Origin of the sequence: Streptomyces sp. VTCC 41912, assembly GCF_045799175.1 — a bacterium.
GTDB classification, from domain to species: domain Bacteria; phylum Actinomycetota; class Actinomycetes; order Streptomycetales; family Streptomycetaceae; genus Streptomyces; species Streptomyces albulus_C.
Map to the genome: position 1 here is coordinate 71449 of NZ_JBJMAB010000030.1, position 15318 is coordinate 86766.

12 protein-coding genes and 5 tRNA genes are annotated in these 15318 nt (G+C 75.2%); 10 read left to right on the forward strand and 7 right to left on the reverse strand.

The genetic code is table 11. The features are described 5' to 3' along the window. The first annotated feature begins 128 nt into the window (after positions 1-128). The 4 genes from cbiE to ACJ6WD_RS30880 all read left to right on the forward strand — a co-directional run bounded on the left by cbiE (position 129) and on the right by ACJ6WD_RS30880 (position 7971). The gene (cbiE, locus tag ACJ6WD_RS30865; RefSeq protein ID WP_233657966.1) at positions 129-1358 is read left to right on the forward strand and encodes a precorrin-6y C5,15-methyltransferase (decarboxylating) subunit CbiE; all 1230 of its coding nucleotides are present in this window, start codon (positions 129-131) and stop codon (positions 1356-1358) included. A gap of 235 nt (positions 1359-1593) precedes the next feature. Continuing rightward, positions 1594-5700, forward strand: coding sequence for a nicotinate-nucleotide--dimethylbenzimidazole phosphoribosyltransferase (gene cobT / locus ACJ6WD_RS30870; RefSeq protein WP_407616986.1), 4107 nt, complete (start codon positions 1594-1596; stop codon positions 5698-5700). 163 nt (positions 5701-5863) lie between these two features. Beyond that, positions 5864-7102, forward strand: coding sequence for a uroporphyrinogen-III C-methyltransferase (cobA, locus tag ACJ6WD_RS30875; RefSeq protein WP_233657964.1), 1239 nt, complete (start codon positions 5864-5866; stop codon positions 7100-7102). A 53-nt stretch (positions 7103-7155) separates the two neighbouring features. Further along, complete coding sequence (locus tag ACJ6WD_RS30880; RefSeq protein ID WP_016577096.1) at positions 7156-7971, forward strand: RNA methyltransferase; 816 nt, start codon at positions 7156-7158, stop codon at positions 7969-7971. A 42-nt stretch (positions 7972-8013) separates the two neighbouring features. Here the strand turns inward: ACJ6WD_RS30880 and ACJ6WD_RS30885 are convergent, their stop codons facing one another. After that, positions 8014-9372 carry a serine/threonine-protein kinase gene (locus ACJ6WD_RS30885; protein WP_233657963.1) on the reverse strand — a complete coding sequence of 453 codons (1359 nt, stop codon included), beginning with the start codon at positions 9370-9372 and terminating at the stop codon, positions 8014-8016. A gap of 606 nt (positions 9373-9978) precedes the next feature. Here ACJ6WD_RS30885 and ACJ6WD_RS30890 point away from each other — a divergent pair. Then, positions 9979-10188 carry a hypothetical protein gene (locus ACJ6WD_RS30890; protein WP_016577615.1) on the forward strand — a complete coding sequence of 70 codons (210 nt, stop codon included), beginning with the start codon at positions 9979-9981 and terminating at the stop codon, positions 10186-10188. A gap of 232 nt (positions 10189-10420) precedes the next feature. On the opposite strand, the gene ACJ6WD_RS30895 is transcribed toward ACJ6WD_RS30890, so the two are convergent. The 5 genes from ACJ6WD_RS30895 to ACJ6WD_RS30915 form a co-directional block, all read right to left on the reverse strand. Beyond that, positions 10421-10492 (reverse strand) — tRNA-Val (locus tag ACJ6WD_RS30895). A 39-nt stretch (positions 10493-10531) separates the two neighbouring features. After that, positions 10532-10603: transfer RNA gene (locus tag ACJ6WD_RS30900), tRNA-Val, on the reverse strand. Between the two features lie 24 nt (positions 10604-10627). Beyond that, positions 10628-10699: transfer RNA gene (locus ACJ6WD_RS30905), tRNA-Val, on the reverse strand. Between the two features lies 1 nt (position 10700). Further along, a tRNA-Cys gene (locus ACJ6WD_RS30910) sits at positions 10701-10774 on the reverse strand. A gap of 38 nt (positions 10775-10812) precedes the next feature. Next, positions 10813-10885: transfer RNA gene (locus ACJ6WD_RS30915), tRNA-Gly, on the reverse strand. 177 nt (positions 10886-11062) lie between these two features. Between ACJ6WD_RS30915 and ACJ6WD_RS30920 the strand changes: the two genes are divergently transcribed. Genes ACJ6WD_RS30920 through ACJ6WD_RS30930 form a run of 3 tightly spaced genes read left to right on the forward strand, consistent with a single transcriptional unit; the run spans position 11063 to position 13823 of the window. Then, positions 11063-12133 (forward strand): chorismate-binding protein, encoded by a 1071-nt coding sequence (locus ACJ6WD_RS30920; protein ID WP_407616987.1) that lies wholly within the window; start codon positions 11063-11065, stop codon positions 12131-12133. Next, positions 12130-12954, forward strand: a complete 825-nt coding sequence (locus tag ACJ6WD_RS30925; protein ID WP_233657961.1) for an aminotransferase class IV — start codon at positions 12130-12132, stop codon at positions 12952-12954. Before ACJ6WD_RS30920 ends, ACJ6WD_RS30925 begins: the two co-directional genes overlap by 4 nt. 38 nt (positions 12955-12992) lie before the next feature. Then, positions 12993-13823: a GNAT family N-acetyltransferase gene (locus ACJ6WD_RS30930; RefSeq protein ID WP_331247837.1), complete on the forward strand. Its 831-nt coding sequence runs from the start codon at positions 12993-12995 to the stop codon at positions 13821-13823. A gap of 58 nt (positions 13824-13881) precedes the next feature. On the opposite strand, the gene ACJ6WD_RS30935 is transcribed toward ACJ6WD_RS30930, so the two are convergent. Continuing rightward, positions 13882-14442, reverse strand: coding sequence for a DsbA family protein (locus tag ACJ6WD_RS30935; RefSeq protein WP_407616988.1), 561 nt, complete (start codon positions 14440-14442; stop codon positions 13882-13884). A 173-nt stretch (positions 14443-14615) separates the two neighbouring features. Between ACJ6WD_RS30935 and ACJ6WD_RS30940 the strand changes: the two genes are divergently transcribed. Together ACJ6WD_RS30940 and ACJ6WD_RS30945 are read left to right on the forward strand one after the other, a co-directional pair. After that, positions 14616-15062 carry a hypothetical protein gene (locus tag ACJ6WD_RS30940; RefSeq protein WP_331247835.1) on the forward strand — a complete coding sequence of 149 codons (447 nt, stop codon included), beginning with the start codon at positions 14616-14618 and terminating at the stop codon, positions 15060-15062. A gap of 68 nt (positions 15063-15130) precedes the next feature. After that, positions 15131-15286, forward strand: coding sequence for a hypothetical protein (locus ACJ6WD_RS30945; protein ID WP_016575873.1), 156 nt, complete (start codon positions 15131-15133; stop codon positions 15284-15286). The last annotated feature ends 32 nt before the right edge of the window (positions 15287-15318 follow it).

Here is a 15318-nt window from a genome sequence, read left to right on the forward strand (position 1 = left end):
CCCTCGGCCTGCCGGACGGCGGCCGCGCCCGCCCCGACCAGCACGGACCGGCACCCCCGCACCCCCGGAAGCGACCGCCCCCTCGCCCGCCCGGGACGCCCCCACCAGCACCCAGGAGACTGACGAGCATGGCCGACCGGGTCACGGTGATCGGATGGGACGGCTCTCCGCTGACCGCCGCCGCCCGCTCCGCCCTCGGCGCCGCGACCCTGGTCGCCGGTGCCGCCCACCACCTCGCGCTGCCCGAAGTCCCGGCGGCCGCCGAACGGATCCGGCTCGGCAGCGTCACCCTGGCCGCCCGCCGCATCGCCCAGCACCGCGGCACGGCCGTCGTCCTCGCCGACGGCGACCCCGGCTTCTTCGGCGTGGTCCGCACGCTGCGGGCCCCCGAGTACGGCCTGGAGGTCGAGGTCGTACCGGCCGTCTCCTCGGTCGCCGCGGCCTTCGCCCGGGCCGGCATGCCCTGGGACGACGCCCAGGTCGTCGTTGCCCACAGCCGCGACCTGCGCCGCGCCGTCAACGTCTGCCGCGCCCACCCCAAGGTCGCGGTGCTCACCTCGCCCGGCGCCGGCCCCGCCGAACTCGCCCTCCTCCTGGACGGCGTGCACCGCACCTTCGTCATCTGCGAGGACCTGGGCACCACTCGGGAACGGGTGACGGTCCTCACATCGGACAAGGTCGCCGACCACATGTGGCGCGACCCCAACGTCGTCATCGTCGTGGGCGGTTCGCCGGCCGGCGCAGCCGCCCAGGGCACCGGATGGATCGCCGGATCCCCTGGCAACCAGGTCGGCCACCCGACCGGCCCGCGCGGCTGGGGACTTCCGGATCGCGCCTACGGCGGGGCGCTGGGCGAGGGCGAGTCCGTCCAACTGCGCACCGCCCAACTCGCCCGCCTCGGCCCCCGGGTGGGCGACCTGGTCTGGGACATCGGCTCCGGCAGCGGGGCGGCCGCCGTCGAGGCCGCGCGGTTCGGCGCCGCGGTCATCGCGGTCGACGCCGATCCGGACGCCTGCGACCGCGCGCTCGCCCTCGCCCGCCGGCACGGCGTCCAGCTCCAGGCCGTCGCGGGCCGGGCGCCGCAGGTCCTGGAGGAGCTCCCGGAGCCCGACGTGGTGCGGATCGGTGCCGGGGGAGCGGAGGTGGTCACGGCCTGTGCCGCCCGCCGTCCCGAACGGATCGTCACCCACGCCTCGACGCGCGACCAGGCCGAGGCGCTCGGTCGGGCCCTCGCCGACGGCGGCTACGAAGTCGAGTGCGCGCTCCTGCAGTCCGTGGAACTGGACACTTCCGTTTGGGTCGAACGTGAACGCTCTGTGGTGTTTTTGCTGAGCGGCTATCGCGTTCCTCACCCGTGACCAGGAAGACCACCCGCGCGAGGTAGGCTGGCGGATCGTTGCGCCGCCGTTCCCCTTTCAGCTTCGTACGCCAATATCCGGAAATTGCCGTGGTTTTGGACGAAAATGAAGCACTTGAGGGCGGACGTGCCGGGAGGCGCGCTCGCTCGTTCTCGCTATCGGGGCGTCGGTGCGCACCGGTCGGCGCGTCGCACGAGCGGTTGGAAGGAGCACTAGCAGTGGGCGAGGGGTACGCATGACCGACACCGGCCAGGTCCCGGGCCAGGGACAGCCGGAGAACGCAGGCGGACATCACGGGCAGCCCCAGGCCGTTCCCTCCCCTGTCGACCCCGGCACCGCCCAGCACCCGGGCGAATACGCCTACCTCGGCCCGGCCGAGGGCTCCGTCGAGGACGACGACCTGCTGATGCCGGGCGCCCAGGGCGCCTGGAGCGAGCACGGCGTCCCACAGGTGCCGACGCTCGCCCCTCCGCAGCCGCAGGCCGTGCCGGCGCAGCAGACCGCTCCGTTCGAGCCGCCGATCGTGCCGGAGCAGGTGCCCGCCGCGGTCGGTGACCACGAGAGCGGCGGCCGGGACTCCGGTTCCGTCGACCTCGGCGCGGTCCGCGTCCCGCAACCCACCGCCCCCCAGCAGCCCCACACGCCGGCCGCAGCCGCCGGAGAGCAGACCGCCGCGCCCCGCCGCCCGCTCCACATGGGCCCGCCGGTCCCGGACGCGACCGGTGGCGTGGTCCGTTCGCTCGCCGACCGCGGGCCCGCCGGCGCGCCCCAGCCGGCCGCCCGACAGGCCGCCCGCCCGGCCGCCGGCCCCGAACACCTCGACGCCCCGGTGGAGGCCGCCCAGGCCGCGCCGCTGCCCGTGCCGGAGCAGCCCGCCCAGCCGCAGCCCGCCGCCGGGCCGCAGCCCGACGACGCTGCGGCCGCCGCGCAGCCCCAGGCGGTGCCCGACCAGCCGTTCCCGGAGCAGCCGGCCGCGGCCGCCGCGTACCCGGAGCAGCAGGCCGCCGCCCTGCCGACGTACGGCCAGCAGCCCTACGAGGGCCAGTTGTTCGCCGAGCAGTCCTACGGGGCCGCCGGCCAGGGACCGTTGCCGGGCCCGCAGCTGGGCGAGATCCCGTCGCACGCGCCGGCCGAGGTGCAGCCGTGGGGCGAGGCGTCCGCGCAGGCCGCGGCGACGCCCGTGGCCGAGCCGACGGCCGTTCCGGGCGAACCGGCCGGTGCGGAAACGGTCGTGCCCGAGGCCCAGCTCCCCGTCCAGGACGGCGCGTTGCCGGCCGAGCAGGTGCCCGCCGAGCAGGCTCCGGTCGAGCCCGCCCAGGCCGTGCCCGCGCCCGTCGAGCAGGTGCAGGAACAGCCGGTGCCGGTGCCCGCCGAGGACGCGCCGCCCGCCGCGGACGCCGCCGCGCCGGTCGTCGAGGCGGCGCCCGAAGCCGCCCAGGAGGCCCCGGCCGAAGCCCCGGTGGAGCCGGCGGAGCCCGGTGCCGAGCAGCCGCAGGCCGCCGAGGCCCAGGTCGAGCCGGCCGCCGCGGACGCCGTCCCGCAGCACGCCCCCGATGCCGAGCTCCCGCAGCCGCCCGTCGACGCCGCGGTGCCCCAGGAGGCCGCGGAGGTCGCGGAGGCCGCGGAGTCCGAGGCCCGGCCGCCCGCCGCGGAAGAGCCCGTTGCCGAGCAGCCGGTCGTGGCCCCGGACGCGGCGGCGCAGCCCGAGACCACCGGTGAGCCGCAGGCCGCCGAGCCCGCACCGGCGCCCGCCGAGCCGGCCCAAGCCCAGCAGGGCGCGAACCCGCCCGCGGATCCGCAGCCGGTGGCCGAAGCCCCCGAGGAGGCCGTCGCGGTCGCGGCACCGCCGACCGCGGACGCCGCGGCACCGCAGCCCGTCGCCGAAGAGGCGCAGGCCGCCCCGACCGAGGCTCCGGCCCCCGCCGAGCAGCCCGAGCCCGCCGCGCAGGCCGCCGAACCGCAGGCCCCGGAGGACGCTCCCGTCGCCGAGGCGGAGCCGGCCCCGGCCGACGCGGAGACCGCCCCCCAGGCCGCCGACGCCCCCGAGGCCGCGCCGGCTCCGGAGGAAGCCGCCGAACAGCCCGGCATAGAGGCGACCCGGAACGGACCCCAGGACGCCGCAGCGCCGCAGCCCGCCGCCCCCGAGGTCGTCGAGGCCGCCGAGGGACAGCAGCCGGCCGGCGCCGACGCGACGCCGCAGCCCGCGGCCGAGGGCGAGCAGCCCGTCGACGCCCCGGAGCCGGTCTCCGATCAGGTCGAGGCCCCCGCCCAGCCGGCGGCCGAAGCGCCCACCGCGCCGGAGCCGCAGCCCGCCATCGTGGAGTTCCCGGCCCAGGCCCCCGCCGAGCCGGCCCCCGCCGACGCCGCGCAGCAGCCCGCCGCCGACCAGGCCCCGCAGGCCGCAGCGCCCGCCGACGCCGTCCCGGCCCAGACCGACCCGGCCGACGCCGCGGGCACCGCCGAGCCGGCAGCGGAGGCGACGGCGGACGCGGACGGTGCCGCCGAGGCCCGCCCGCACGCGCAGGACGACGCCCAGTTCGTCGAGCACGCCGAGGACGACGCCGCACACCCGGCCGACGCGCCCGCCGCCGAGCCGGTGCCCACGACGCCCCCCGCGCCCGGGTACGACGACTCCGAGCGCGCCGCCGTGCACCGCGTCATCCGCGAGCGCCGCGACATCCGCAACGGCTTCCGCTCCGACCCGATCCCCAACGAGGTCCTGCTGCGCGTCCTGGAGGCGGCCCACACCGCCCCCAGCGTCGGCCACTCGCAGCCCTGGGACTTCGTCGTCATCCGGTCCGACGACACCCGCGCCAAGATGCACGAGCTCGCCATGCGGCAGCGCGACGCGTACGCCAAGTCGCTGCCCAAGGCCCGCGCCAAGCAGTTCCGCGAGCTGAAGATCGAGGCCATCCTCGAAACGCCGGTGAACATCGTCGTCACCGCCGACCCCACCCGCGGCGGCCGGCACACCCTCGGCCGGCACACCCAGCCGCAGATGGCGCCGTACTCCTCCGCGCTCGCCGTCGAGAACCTCTGGCTCGCCGCCCGCGCCGAGGGCCTCGGCGTCGGCTGGGTCAGCTTCTTCGACGAGCGGGAGATGGTCCGCGAACTGGGCCTGCCCGAACACCTCGAAGTCGTCGCCTACCTCTGCGTCGGCTACGTCGACGAGTTCCCGGACGAGCCCGAACTCCTCCAGGCCGGCTGGTCCAAGCGCCGCCCGCTCTCCTGGGTCGTCCACGAGGAGACCTACGGCCGCCGCGCCCTGCCCGGCGCGGACCCGCACGACCTCCTCCAGGAGACGCTCGCCGGCATCCGCCCGCTGGACGCCAAGGCGCTCGGCGAGGCGTGGGAGCGGCAGAAGCGGATGACCAAGCCGGCCGGCGCGCTCGGCATGCTGGAGATCATCTCCGCCCAGCTCAGCGGCCTGTCCCGCCAGTGCCCGCCGCCCATCCCGGAGCCGGCCGCGGTGGCCATCTTCGCCGGTGACCACGGCGTGCACGCCCAGGGCGTGACCCCCTGGCCCCAGGAGGTCACGGGCCAGATGGTCGCCAACTTCCTGGGCGGCGGGGCGGTCTGCAACGCCTTCGCCAACCAGGTCGGCGCCGAGGTCTGCGTGGTCGACGTCGGCGTGGCCGGCGACCTGCCCGCCACCCCCGGGCTGCTGCCCCGCAAGGTCCGCCCCGGCACCGCCGACTTCACCCAGGGCCCGGCGATGACCCAGGAGGACGTCCTCAAGGCCATCGAGGTGGGCATCGAGACCGCCCGGGACCTCGTCGCCGCCGGGAACAAGGCGCTGCTCACCGGTGAGATGGGCATCGCCAACACCACCGCCTCCGCCGCGCTGATCGCCGTCTACACCGGCGTCGACCCGGCCGAGGTCACCGGCCGCGGCACGGGCATCAACGACGAGACGCACGTCCGCAAGGTCGACGTGGTCCGCCGCGCCCTGGCACTCCACCAGCCCGATCCGGCCGACCCGATCGGCGTCCTCGCCGCCCTCGGCGGCCTGGAGCACGCGGCCATGATCGGTCTGATCCTCGGCGGCGCCTCGTTGCGCACGCCGGTGATCCTGGACGGCGTCAGCGCCGGCGCCGCCGCCCTGGTGGCCCGGGCCATCGCCCCCGAGGCGCTGGCCGCCTGCATCGCCGGCCACCGCAGCGCCGAGCCGGGCCACGTCGCGGCGCTCAACAAGCTGGGCCTGCGCCCGCTGGTCGACCTCGACCTGCGGCTGGGCGAGGGCACCGGCGCCCTGCTGGCGCTGCCCGTGGTGCAGAGCGCCGCCCGCGCCATGCACGAGGTCGCCACCTTCGACGCCGCCGGAGTCACCGAGAAGGGCTGACACCGGGGCGCCCGGCCCCCGCATGACCCCCGGCCCGCAGCCCCATAGGCTGTGGGCCGGGGCCGTACGTTCCCCAGCCCGTTCCACCCCTCAGCCGCTCCGGCGTCGCAGCGACTGAACCGGGCGTCGAACTCGCACCACCGCACGAGGAGCCCACACCACCATGGCCGAGCCCGTCGCCGAACACTCCGCCTACCCCGTCGGACTGCGGCTGTCCGGCCGCCGCGTGGTAGTCCTGGGCGCCGGCCAGGTCGCCCAGCGCCGGCTGCCCGCCCTCCTGGCCGCCGGCGCCGACGTCCTGCTGGTCTCGCCGTCCGCCACCCCCTCCGTCGAGGCGATGGCCGACACCGGCGAACTCCGCTGGGAGCGCCGCCGCTACCGCCCCGGCGACCTCGACGGTGCCTGGTACGCGCTGATCTCCACCGACGACCCCGAGGCCAACGCCGCCGCCTCCCAGGAGGCCGAGGAACGCCGCGTCTGGGCCGTCCGCGCCGACGACGCCGAGGCCGCCACCGCCTGGACCCCGGCCACCGGACGCAGCGAGGGCGTCACCGTGGCGGTCCTCACCGGCCGCGATCCGCGCCGCTCGGCGGCCATCCGCGACGCCGTCGTCGAGGGCCTGCGCGACGGCAGCATCGCCGCCCCGCACCACCGCCGCCCGCACACCCCCACCGTGGCGCTGGTCGGCGGCGGTCCCGGCGACCCCGACCTGATCACCGTCCGCGGCCGTCGCCTGCTGGCCGAGGCGGACGTGGTCATCGCCGACCGGCTCGGCCCCCGCGACCTGCTCGCCGAACTCCCGCCGCACGTCGAGGTCATCGACGCCGCCAAGATCCCCTACGGGCGGTTCATGGCGCAGGAGGCGATCAACAACGCCCTGATCGAGCACGCCAAGGCCGGCAAGGCCGTGGTCCGTCTCAAGGGCGGCGACCCGTTCGTCTTCGGCCGGGGCATGGAGGAGGCCCAGGCGCTCGCCGACGCCGGCATCCCGTGCACCGTCGTCCCCGGCATCTCCTCCACCATCTCCGTCCCCGGCGCCGCCGGCATCCCGGTCACCCACCGCGGGGTCGCCCACGAGTTCACCGTGGTCAGCGGCCACGTCGCCCCCGAGGACGAGCGGTCGCTGGTGGACTGGGCCGCGCTCGCCAAGCTGCGCGGCACCCTCGTCGTGCTGATGGGCGTCGAGAACAGCGGTGCCATCGCGGCCAAGCTCATAGCGTGCGGCCGGCCCGCGGACACCCCGGCCGCCGTCGTCCAGGAGGGCACCACCGCCGCCCAGCGCCGGGTGGACGCCACCCTCGCCACCCTCGGCGCGACGGTACGGGCCGAAGGCGTCCGCCCGCCGGCCGTCATCGTCATCGGCGACGTGGTCGCCCTCGCCCCCGCCACCCCCGCCCCGTAGCCGATCCGCTCCCCGGCACCCGCTCCTCGACACCGACAAGGCACTCTCTTCCCGTGGCAGAAATCATCACCGTCGATGACCCGGACGACCCGCGGCTGCGCGACTACACCGGCCTCACCGACGTCGAGCTGCGGCGCCGGCGCGAACCGGCCGAAGGACTCTTCATCGCCGAGGGCGAGAAGGTCATCCGCCGCGCCCGGCACGCCGGGTACGAGATGCGCTCGATGCTGCTCTCGGCCAAGTGGGTCGACGTCATGCGCGACGTCATCGACGAGGTCCCGGCCCCCGTCTACGCGGTCAGCCCGGACCTCGCCGAGCGGGTGACGGGCTACCACGTGCACCGCGGCGCGCTCGCCTCCATGCAGCGCAAGCCGCTGCCCCCGGCCGCCGAACTCCTCGCCGGCGCCCGTCGGATCGCGGTCATGGAGGCGGTCAACGACCACACCAACATCGGCGCCATCTTCCGCAGCGCCGCGGCCCTGGGCATGGACGCGGTCCTGCTCTCCCCGGACTGCGCCGACCCGCTCTACCGCCGTTCGGTGAAGGTCTCCATGGGCGCGGTGTTCTCGGTCCCGTACGCCCGCCTGGAGAGCTGGCCGCGCGATCTGGCCGTCGTGCGGGAGGCGGGCTTCAAACTGCTTGCCCTGACCCCGGCGGAGGGGGCGGTGGCCCTCGACGAGGCCGTCCCGCAGGACCTCGAACGCGTTGCGCTGATGCTCGGTGCCGAGGGCGGCGGCCTGACGCCCGGTGCGCTGCGCGCCGCCGACGAATGGGTCCGCATCCCGATGGCCCACGGCGTGGACTCCCTCAACGTCGGTGCCGCGGCGGCAGTCGCCTTCTACGCGGTCACCACGTCCCGCCCGGAGTAGCCCCCGGCGCCCGCCCGATGGCGGCCGTCCGGCCGTCCGGCCTCAGTGCGGCCGGGCGTCCCCGCCGGCCGCGCCACCGCCGTGGTACGACGCGACGCTCACCGGCCGTTCCCCACCGAGCCCGCGGGTCGGCCCCTGACATCCCTGGGCCGCCGCGATGCCCAGCGCCACCAGCAGCGTCACCACGACGAACACCACCACCCGCTGCCGCAGCAACCGCCGGTCCGGGCCCGGCCGCCGGCCGCCCGAACCGGTGCGCACCGCGGGACGCGAACCGTTTCGCCCCGTGGGGCGGGAGGCCGGGCCCCGCCCCGCGTCCCGCCCACCGGTCCGCGGACCGGTGCCCGACGCCGGCCCCTGCGCCCGGGCAGACGCATCGCGGGGCGCCGCGTCCCGGGAGGCCGCCGGCCGGGCCGGTCGGGGCCGCGGCGCCGACGCGCCGCCGGTCCGCCGCTCGGTCCGCTGGCGGGCGTACTCCTCGGCCCGCTGGCCGGACGGACGCTCCGCCGGCCGCCGTTCGGCGCGCCCCCAGTCCTCCTCGCCGCCGGAACCGTGGTCCCAGTTCCCGCCCGACAGCCCGTGCGCCTCACGGGCCGCGATCTCCTTCAGCCGCAGCGACAGCGACAGGGTGCTGGGCCGGTCCGCCGGATCCTTCGCCAGGCACGCCGCGAGCAGCGGCGCCAGCGCGTCCGGCACCCCGGCCAGGTGCGCCTCCTCGTGGACCACGCGGTAGAGCATGACCTCCGAACTGCCCTGCCCGAACGGCGAATCCGCGGTGCAGGTGTACGCCAGGGTGGCGCCCAGCGAGAAGATGTCGGTCGCCGGCGTGACCGCCGCGCCGCGCACCTGCTCCGGCGCCAGGAAGCCCGGCGAGCCGACGGCCGTCCCGACGTGCGTCAGGGTGCTGGCACCGGTCGCCCAGGCGATCCCGAAGTCGATGATCCGCGGCCCCTTGGGCGACAGCAGGATGTTGGACGGCTTCAGGTCCCGGTGCACCACGCCCGCGTCGTGGACGGCCAGCAGCCCCTCGGACAGCGCCGCACCGATGGCGGCGACCTGCGCCGGGGAGAGCGGCCCCTCCTCGTTCACCTTGTCGTGCAGCGAGGGGCCGGGGACGTACTGCGTCGCGAACCACGGGCGGTCGGCGTCCAGATCGGCCGCCACCAGCCGCGCCGTGCAACCGCCGCGGATCCGCCGGGCGGCCGACACCTCGCGGGCGAACCGCGACCGGAACTCCTGATCCTCCGCCAGATCCGGCCGGATCACCTTCAGGGCCACCCGCTGCCCGCGTTTGTCCGAGCCGAGGTAGACCACGCCCATCCCGCCCGCGCCGAGCCGGCGGTGCAGCCGGAACGATCCGACGACACGCGGGTCCTCGCGTCGGAGCCGCATCATCGCCATGTCCGTCCCCTGCCTGCGGTGGGGAGGCCCCACTCCGCTCAACCGTCTGACGTGGCACAGCTTACGGATTGACGGCTCGCTGTGCTGAGAGGCCGCGCATGCGTCGGCAACCGGATTGCCCGCGGCCGTTCCGATCCCCGCCGCACGGCGGGAAATCCGCCCGGCCCCCGGCTCCGCTACCCGCACCGCCCCCCAAAGATCCCTTTCCCAGCGGACTTTGACGGTGTGAAAGGTGCACGGGCGGCACCGGCCCGGGGGCGCGCGGACCCTGCGTCACGAGCGCGGGGACGCCGCGCGGCGCAGCACACCGAGTGATCGAAGTCACCGTTTCATCACGCTCGCGCACGATCGGCGCTCCCGGCCCCCGCACCGGGCAGCGCCCCCTCGCGTCCTTCTCAGGGATGTCCCGGGGCCGCCGCGCTTCCTCTCCACCCAGGGGAGTACGCCGGGCCCCCTCCCGTCATCCTCCTGGAGGCCGGTCAAGCGGTACGACGGCATGACGCCCGGCCCCGCCCGCGCGCCTAGGCTTGAGGTCAAGCGGCGGGTGCAGCACTCGTCCCCCGAGGTCAGACGCCCGCCGCTCCGGATCATGACGGGAGCAGGGCGATGGCGGACACGACGGGGCGGACGGCCCTCCGGGCGCGGGGCCACCGGGCCACCAACGCGCTCGGCGGCAGCCGACCCACCGGTACCCGCCATCCCCTCATAGCGGTCGCCATGGTGCTGCCGCTGGCGTTCCTCCTGGCCGTGGTCTTCGGCGGCTGGGAGGCCGTCGTCACACAGGCGTCGTCCGTGGTCGGAATGCTGGGGCGCTGAGCGGGCGCCCCGGTCCTGGGAGAGCGGCCCGGGACGGGGACCTCCGACCGAAACCCCGTGGGGACGGGGGTGCGGCGGACGGCACGATTGGCCGGGCATCTGGGGAGATGCCCGGCCATCGGGTTTTTCGGGAACGACCGGCGGGCCCGGGGGAGTTGCCCCCGTCGACCCGGTGCGACCGGCGACAACGACCGAGGGCCGGAGCATCAGCTCCGGCCCTCGACCTGCGGTGTGGACGATACTGGGATTGAACCAGTGACCTCTTCCGTGTCAGGGAAGCGCTCTCCCGCTGAGCTAATCGTCCTCGGGACCGCGGATCTCGAAGATCACCGCGGGCACTGCGTGCGCGATACTGGGATTGAACCAGTGACCTCTTCCGTGTCAGGGAAGCGCTCTCCCGCTGAGCTAATCGCGCGGGGATCCGGCGATACCGGATCAGTGGACGATACTGGGATTGAACCAGTGACCTCTTCCGTGTCAGGGAAGCGCTCTCCCGCTGAGCTAATCGTCCTTGGAGGTGGAGACGGGATTTGAACCCGTGTAGACGGCTTTGCAGGCCGTTGCCTCGCCTCTCGGCCACTCCACCAGGAGTGTGCAGGGGGTTCGGGATGATCCCCCACATCGAGCGGACGACGAGACTCGAACTCGCGACATCCACCTTGGCAAGGTGGTGCTCTACCAACTGAGCTACGTCCGCGGGTGGCTCTCCCTGACTAGGTCGGGAAGCTACCTGGCCTCCGGGGCGCTTTCGTGTCCCGGCGACGTGTTGAACTCTAGCGGATTCCTGGGCCAGTACAAAAACGCGTTTGTGCAGCGTGCTGCGCTGCTCGCTCGGCCCGGGCGATCGACGGTGCCCGGCCATAGACTCACTGACGTGCACGATTTCGCTCCGATGGCCCGCTTCGGCGGCCTGATAGCCACCGACCTGCGCGATGTGACCAGCGATCCCGCGGCACTGGATTCCGCGGGCTGGTGGGCGGTGACCGCCGACTTCGAGGGGGGCGTGGTCTGCGCCCGCTTCGGCGACGTCCGCCCGGCCACGGCCGCGGACGCCCCCGCGCCCGACGCCTGGCGGGGCCCCGCCCCGGCCGACTGGCGCAGTTCCATGGACCGCACCGCCTACACGGACGGCGTCCGGCGCATCCGGGACCACATCGCGGCCGGCACGGTCTACCAAGTGAACCTCTGCCGGGTGTTGACCGCGCCGCTGCCCGACCCCGACCGCGCCGACGTGGACGCGCTCTCCGCCGTCCTCGCCCGGGGCAACCCCGCGCCGTACGCCGGAACGGTGCGGCTGCCCGCGCACGGCGTCGAGATCGCGACCGCCTCCCCTGAGCTCTTCCTGCGTCGGGACGACCGCACCGTGGAGTCCGGCCCCATCAAGGGCACCGGTCGCACCGCCGCGGACCTCTCCGCGAAGGACCGCGCGGAGAACGTGATGATCGTGGACCTGGTCCGCAACGACCTTGGCCGGGTGTGCGCCACCGGTTCGGTCACCGTTCCCGCCCTGTGCGCGGTGGAGGAGCACCCCGGTCTGGTGCACCTCGTCTCCACCGTGCGCGGTGAACTGGCCGAGACCCACGAGAAGACGGCGTGGGCCGATCTCCTCGGTGCCACCTTCCCGCCCGGCTCGGTCACCGGAGCCCCCAAGTCCAGTGCCCTGCGGATCATCGACGAGCTGGAGACCGCCCCGCGCGGCCCCTACTGCGGCGGCATCGGCTGGGTGGACGCCGACCGGCGCACCGGCTGGCTCAACGTCGGCATCCGCACGTTCTGGATCGACCGCGCCGCCCCCGCCGGCCCGGCGCTCAGGTTCGGCGCCGGGGCCGGGATCATCTGGGACTCGGATCCGGACCGGGAGTGGGCGGAGACCGAGTTGAAGGCGCGCCGACTGCTCGCGGTAGCGTCCGGTGAGCACGAAGTGAGCGGAGGACTGAAGCGATGAAGATCTGGCTCGACGGCGAACTGCAGGACGCCGGGGAGGCCCGCGTCTCGGTCTTCGACCACGGCCTGACGGTCGGCGACGGGGTCTTCGAGACGGTCAAGGCGGAGCGGGGGCGGGCCTTCGCCCTCACCCGCCACCTGGAGCGGCTGGCCACCTCCGCGCGCGGTCTCGGCCTGCCCGCCCCCGACCTCGACGAGGTGCGACGCGGCTGCACGGCCGTCCTGGACGCCAACCCGATGGCGCTGGGGCGGCTGCGGATCACCTACACCGGGGGCCTCTCCCCACTCGGTTCGGACCGCGGCGAGGCCGGCCCGACCCTGGTCGTCGCGGCCTCCGAGGCCGCCCGGCGCCCCGACACCACCGCCGCGGTCACCGTCCCCTGGACGCGCAACGAGCGCGGTGCCCTCGCCGGCCTGAAGACCACCTCGTACGGGGAGAACGTCGTCGCCCTCGCCCGCGCCCGCGAACGGGGCGCCTCCGAGGCGCTGTTCGCCAACACCGTCGGGGCGCTCTGCGAGGGCACCGGCTCCAACGTCTTCGTCGTCCTCGACGGCGAACTGCACACTCCGCCGCTGGCCTCCGGCTGCCTGGCCGGTATCACCCGGGCGCTGACCGTGGCCTGGGCCGGCGCCAAGGAGACGGACCTGCCGTGGGACGTCCTGGAGAGCGCCGAGGAGATCTTCCTGACCTCCACGCTGCGCGACGTCCAGGCCGTGACGCGGATCGACGACCGCCAACTCGCCGACGTGCCGGGCCCGGTGACCGCCGAGGCGATGCGGATCTTCGACCGGGAGGCAGCCGCGGACTTCGACCCCCGCTGAGGGTGACGGGCCCGCGGGCGGGCGAGTAGAAAGTCCTCGTGACCACTACGCTGCGCCCCGCGGGCCCCGAAGTACGACACGACGACGGCCGCCGGTCCCGCCCCTACGACATCTGCGTCAACAGCCGCCGGGTCGGCGGGATCCAGCTGGCCACCGACGCCCGGTTCGGGCCCACCGCCGGCCGGATCGAGGCCCTGGGGGTCGATGCGCCCGACCGGCACCGCGGCCGGGCCACGGTCGCCGCGCTGGCCGCCGAGGAAGTGCTGCGCGGCTGGGGGTGCCGGCAGATCGAAGTCACCGTGCCCGCGGACGCCGAGGCCGCGGTGCGCCTCTCGGCGGCGCTGGGCTACACCGAGCGCAGCCGCACCATGGCACGGGCCCTGACCCGGCCCGGCGGGCTCCCGGACGGCAGCGTCGACCGGCCGATGTCCGAGACCGAGTACCCGTCTTGGTGGGACGCCGTGGTCGCCGAGCGCATCCGGTCGGAGACCGCCCAGGGAGTGCCCCTCGCACACGCCGAACGGACCACGGCCGCCGAACGCGACGCGCTGTTCCCCGAGGGCGCGGCCACCCCTGGTCAGGTCCTCCGGGTCCTCGCCCACGAGGGCAGGGACGTCGGCACCCTCTGGCTCGCCCTGCGGCTGCCCGGGCAGCCCGGCGGCTACGTGCGGGACGTCCGGGTGGCGCCGGAGCACCGCGGCGAGGGCCACGGCCGCAGCCTGATGCTCGTCGCCGAGCGCGAGACCCTGTCCGCGGGCCGCGGCTCCCTGGCGCTCAACGTCGCCGCCGACAACGTCCCGGCCCTCGGCCTCTACCGGTCGTTGGGCTACCGGACCACCGCCTACCGCATGTGGAAGCCGATCCTCTGAGCAGCAGCCCGCGGGGCCGGCCCGAGCCGGCCCGGCACGGCCGGCTCTTCAAGGTGCGTCAGCCGGCCGCGGCGTCCTGCTCGGCCAGCAGCCGCTCGACGATCTCCTCGATCCGCACGCGCAGTCCGTCCTGGCTCTTGCCGCCGTCCAGCCGTTCGCCGCCGATCTCGTAGGTCGGGGTGCCGGTCACGCGGATCGCCTTGCCCTCGGCCTGGTCGGCGTCCACGACCAGCAGGTGCCGTCCGTCGACGAGCGCGGTGTCGACCTCCTCGGCGTCCAGCCCCAGCTCCGCGGCGATGTCCACCAGCGCCTGCTCGCCGCGCTTGCCGAGTTCGTCGGTCCGTGCCAGCACCGCCTCGACATAGGCCCAGCCCTGGCCCTGCTCGGCGGCCTCCTCGGCGGCCTGGGCGGCCGCGTAGGCGTGCTTGTGCTTCGCCAGCGGGAAGTGGCGCAGCCGGATCTCCAGCCGGTCCTCGAAGCGCTCGCGCAACGCCCGCACGTCCGTCAGGGCGGTGGCACAGTCCGGGCACTGCAGATCGCACCACATGTCGAGGACGGGGCGGACGGGGCGGACGGGACTGACGGGGTTGCTGGGGCCGGAGGCGGCGGCGTCGTTCATGCGGCCAGTCTTCCAGCCCGTCGACCCGGGGAGGAACCCGGACCTGCGGAGGAGGGCGACCCGGAGATCTCCCTGAGGTCCTGGTCGGAACGTGGCCTGGGCGGTGTCCGAGAGGGCAGGATGGAAGAGCGCGCGGAACGCCCGCTCGCCCCTTCGACCGGCAGGAGGACCGGATGCTGACCTCGACAGTCTGTGCCGCGGTGTCGGCAGCGGGCTTGGGCATCGCCGCGCTGACCGCTTACCGCAAGCGTTTCCTGGCCGCGACCCGGATCGCCGCCTTCGCCCTCATCCCGATCGGCCTGGTCATGACGGGCGTCGTCGACTGGGTCACCAGCATCGTCTTCAAGCCCACGGTCTGGGCCGGGTTCGGGGTGCTCGCGGTCTCCGCGGCACTGTTCGCGCTCACCAGGCTGGTGGAGCGGCGCCGCGGGGTGGCGGGCCGCAAGGAGCGCCGGGCCGCCGCGGGTTCCGAAGCGGCGGCGGTGGCCCCGGCCGCCTCCGCGCCGTCCCTCGGCCCCGGTCGGAAGGCCCCCAGCCGCGCCGCGGCCTCGAGCGCCGGAAGCGCCCCCAAGGATGACTTCTCGGACATCGAAGCGATCCTGAAAAAGCACGGGATCTGATGAACTCCCCCTGCTGAGGGGCCCATTGCGGGATCCGGGACGATCATCTGCGCGATGATGCGCGCGAGATGAACGATGAGTGCGCCCTCGCCCAAGACGACGCCCCGTCCGCCGAACCGCGCGGTTGCCTGTTCGCGCTGTCCCAGCCGCCGCTGATGCTTTTCCTAGCCGTGATCGGCCTGCTGCTCCTCCTAGGAGCGGTGCACGACCTCTACATCCTCTGACCCCCGGCGCCGTCCGATGTGACGGCTCCGCC

Excerpts from the sequence above, each read along its gene's own strand:
- cbiE (WP_233657966.1), top strand. The coding sequence starts at position 129 with ATGGCCGACCGGGTCACGGTGATCGGATGGGACGGCTCTCCGCTGACC.
- cobT (WP_407616986.1), top strand. The coding sequence starts at position 1,594 with ATGACCGACACCGGCCAGGTCCCGGGCCAGGGACAGCCGGAGAACGCA.
- cobA (WP_233657964.1), top strand. The coding sequence starts at position 5,864 with ATGGCCGAGCCCGTCGCCGAACACTCCGCCTACCCCGTCGGACTGCGG.
- ACJ6WD_RS30885 (WP_233657963.1), bottom strand. The coding sequence starts at position 9,372 with ATGGCGATGATGCGGCTCCGACGCGAGGACCCGCGTGTCGTCGGATCG.
- ACJ6WD_RS30890 (WP_016577615.1), top strand. The coding sequence starts at position 9,979 with ATGGCGGACACGACGGGGCGGACGGCCCTCCGGGCGCGGGGCCACCGG.
- ACJ6WD_RS30925 (WP_233657961.1), top strand. The coding sequence starts at position 12,130 with ATGAAGATCTGGCTCGACGGCGAACTGCAGGACGCCGGGGAGGCCCGC.
- ACJ6WD_RS30935 (WP_407616988.1), bottom strand. The coding sequence starts at position 14,442 with ATGAACGACGCCGCCGCCTCCGGCCCCAGCAACCCCGTCAGTCCCGTC.
- ACJ6WD_RS30940 (WP_331247835.1), top strand. The coding sequence starts at position 14,616 with ATGCTGACCTCGACAGTCTGTGCCGCGGTGTCGGCAGCGGGCTTGGGC.
- ACJ6WD_RS30945 (WP_016575873.1), top strand. The coding sequence starts at position 15,131 with ATGAACGATGAGTGCGCCCTCGCCCAAGACGACGCCCCGTCCGCCGAA.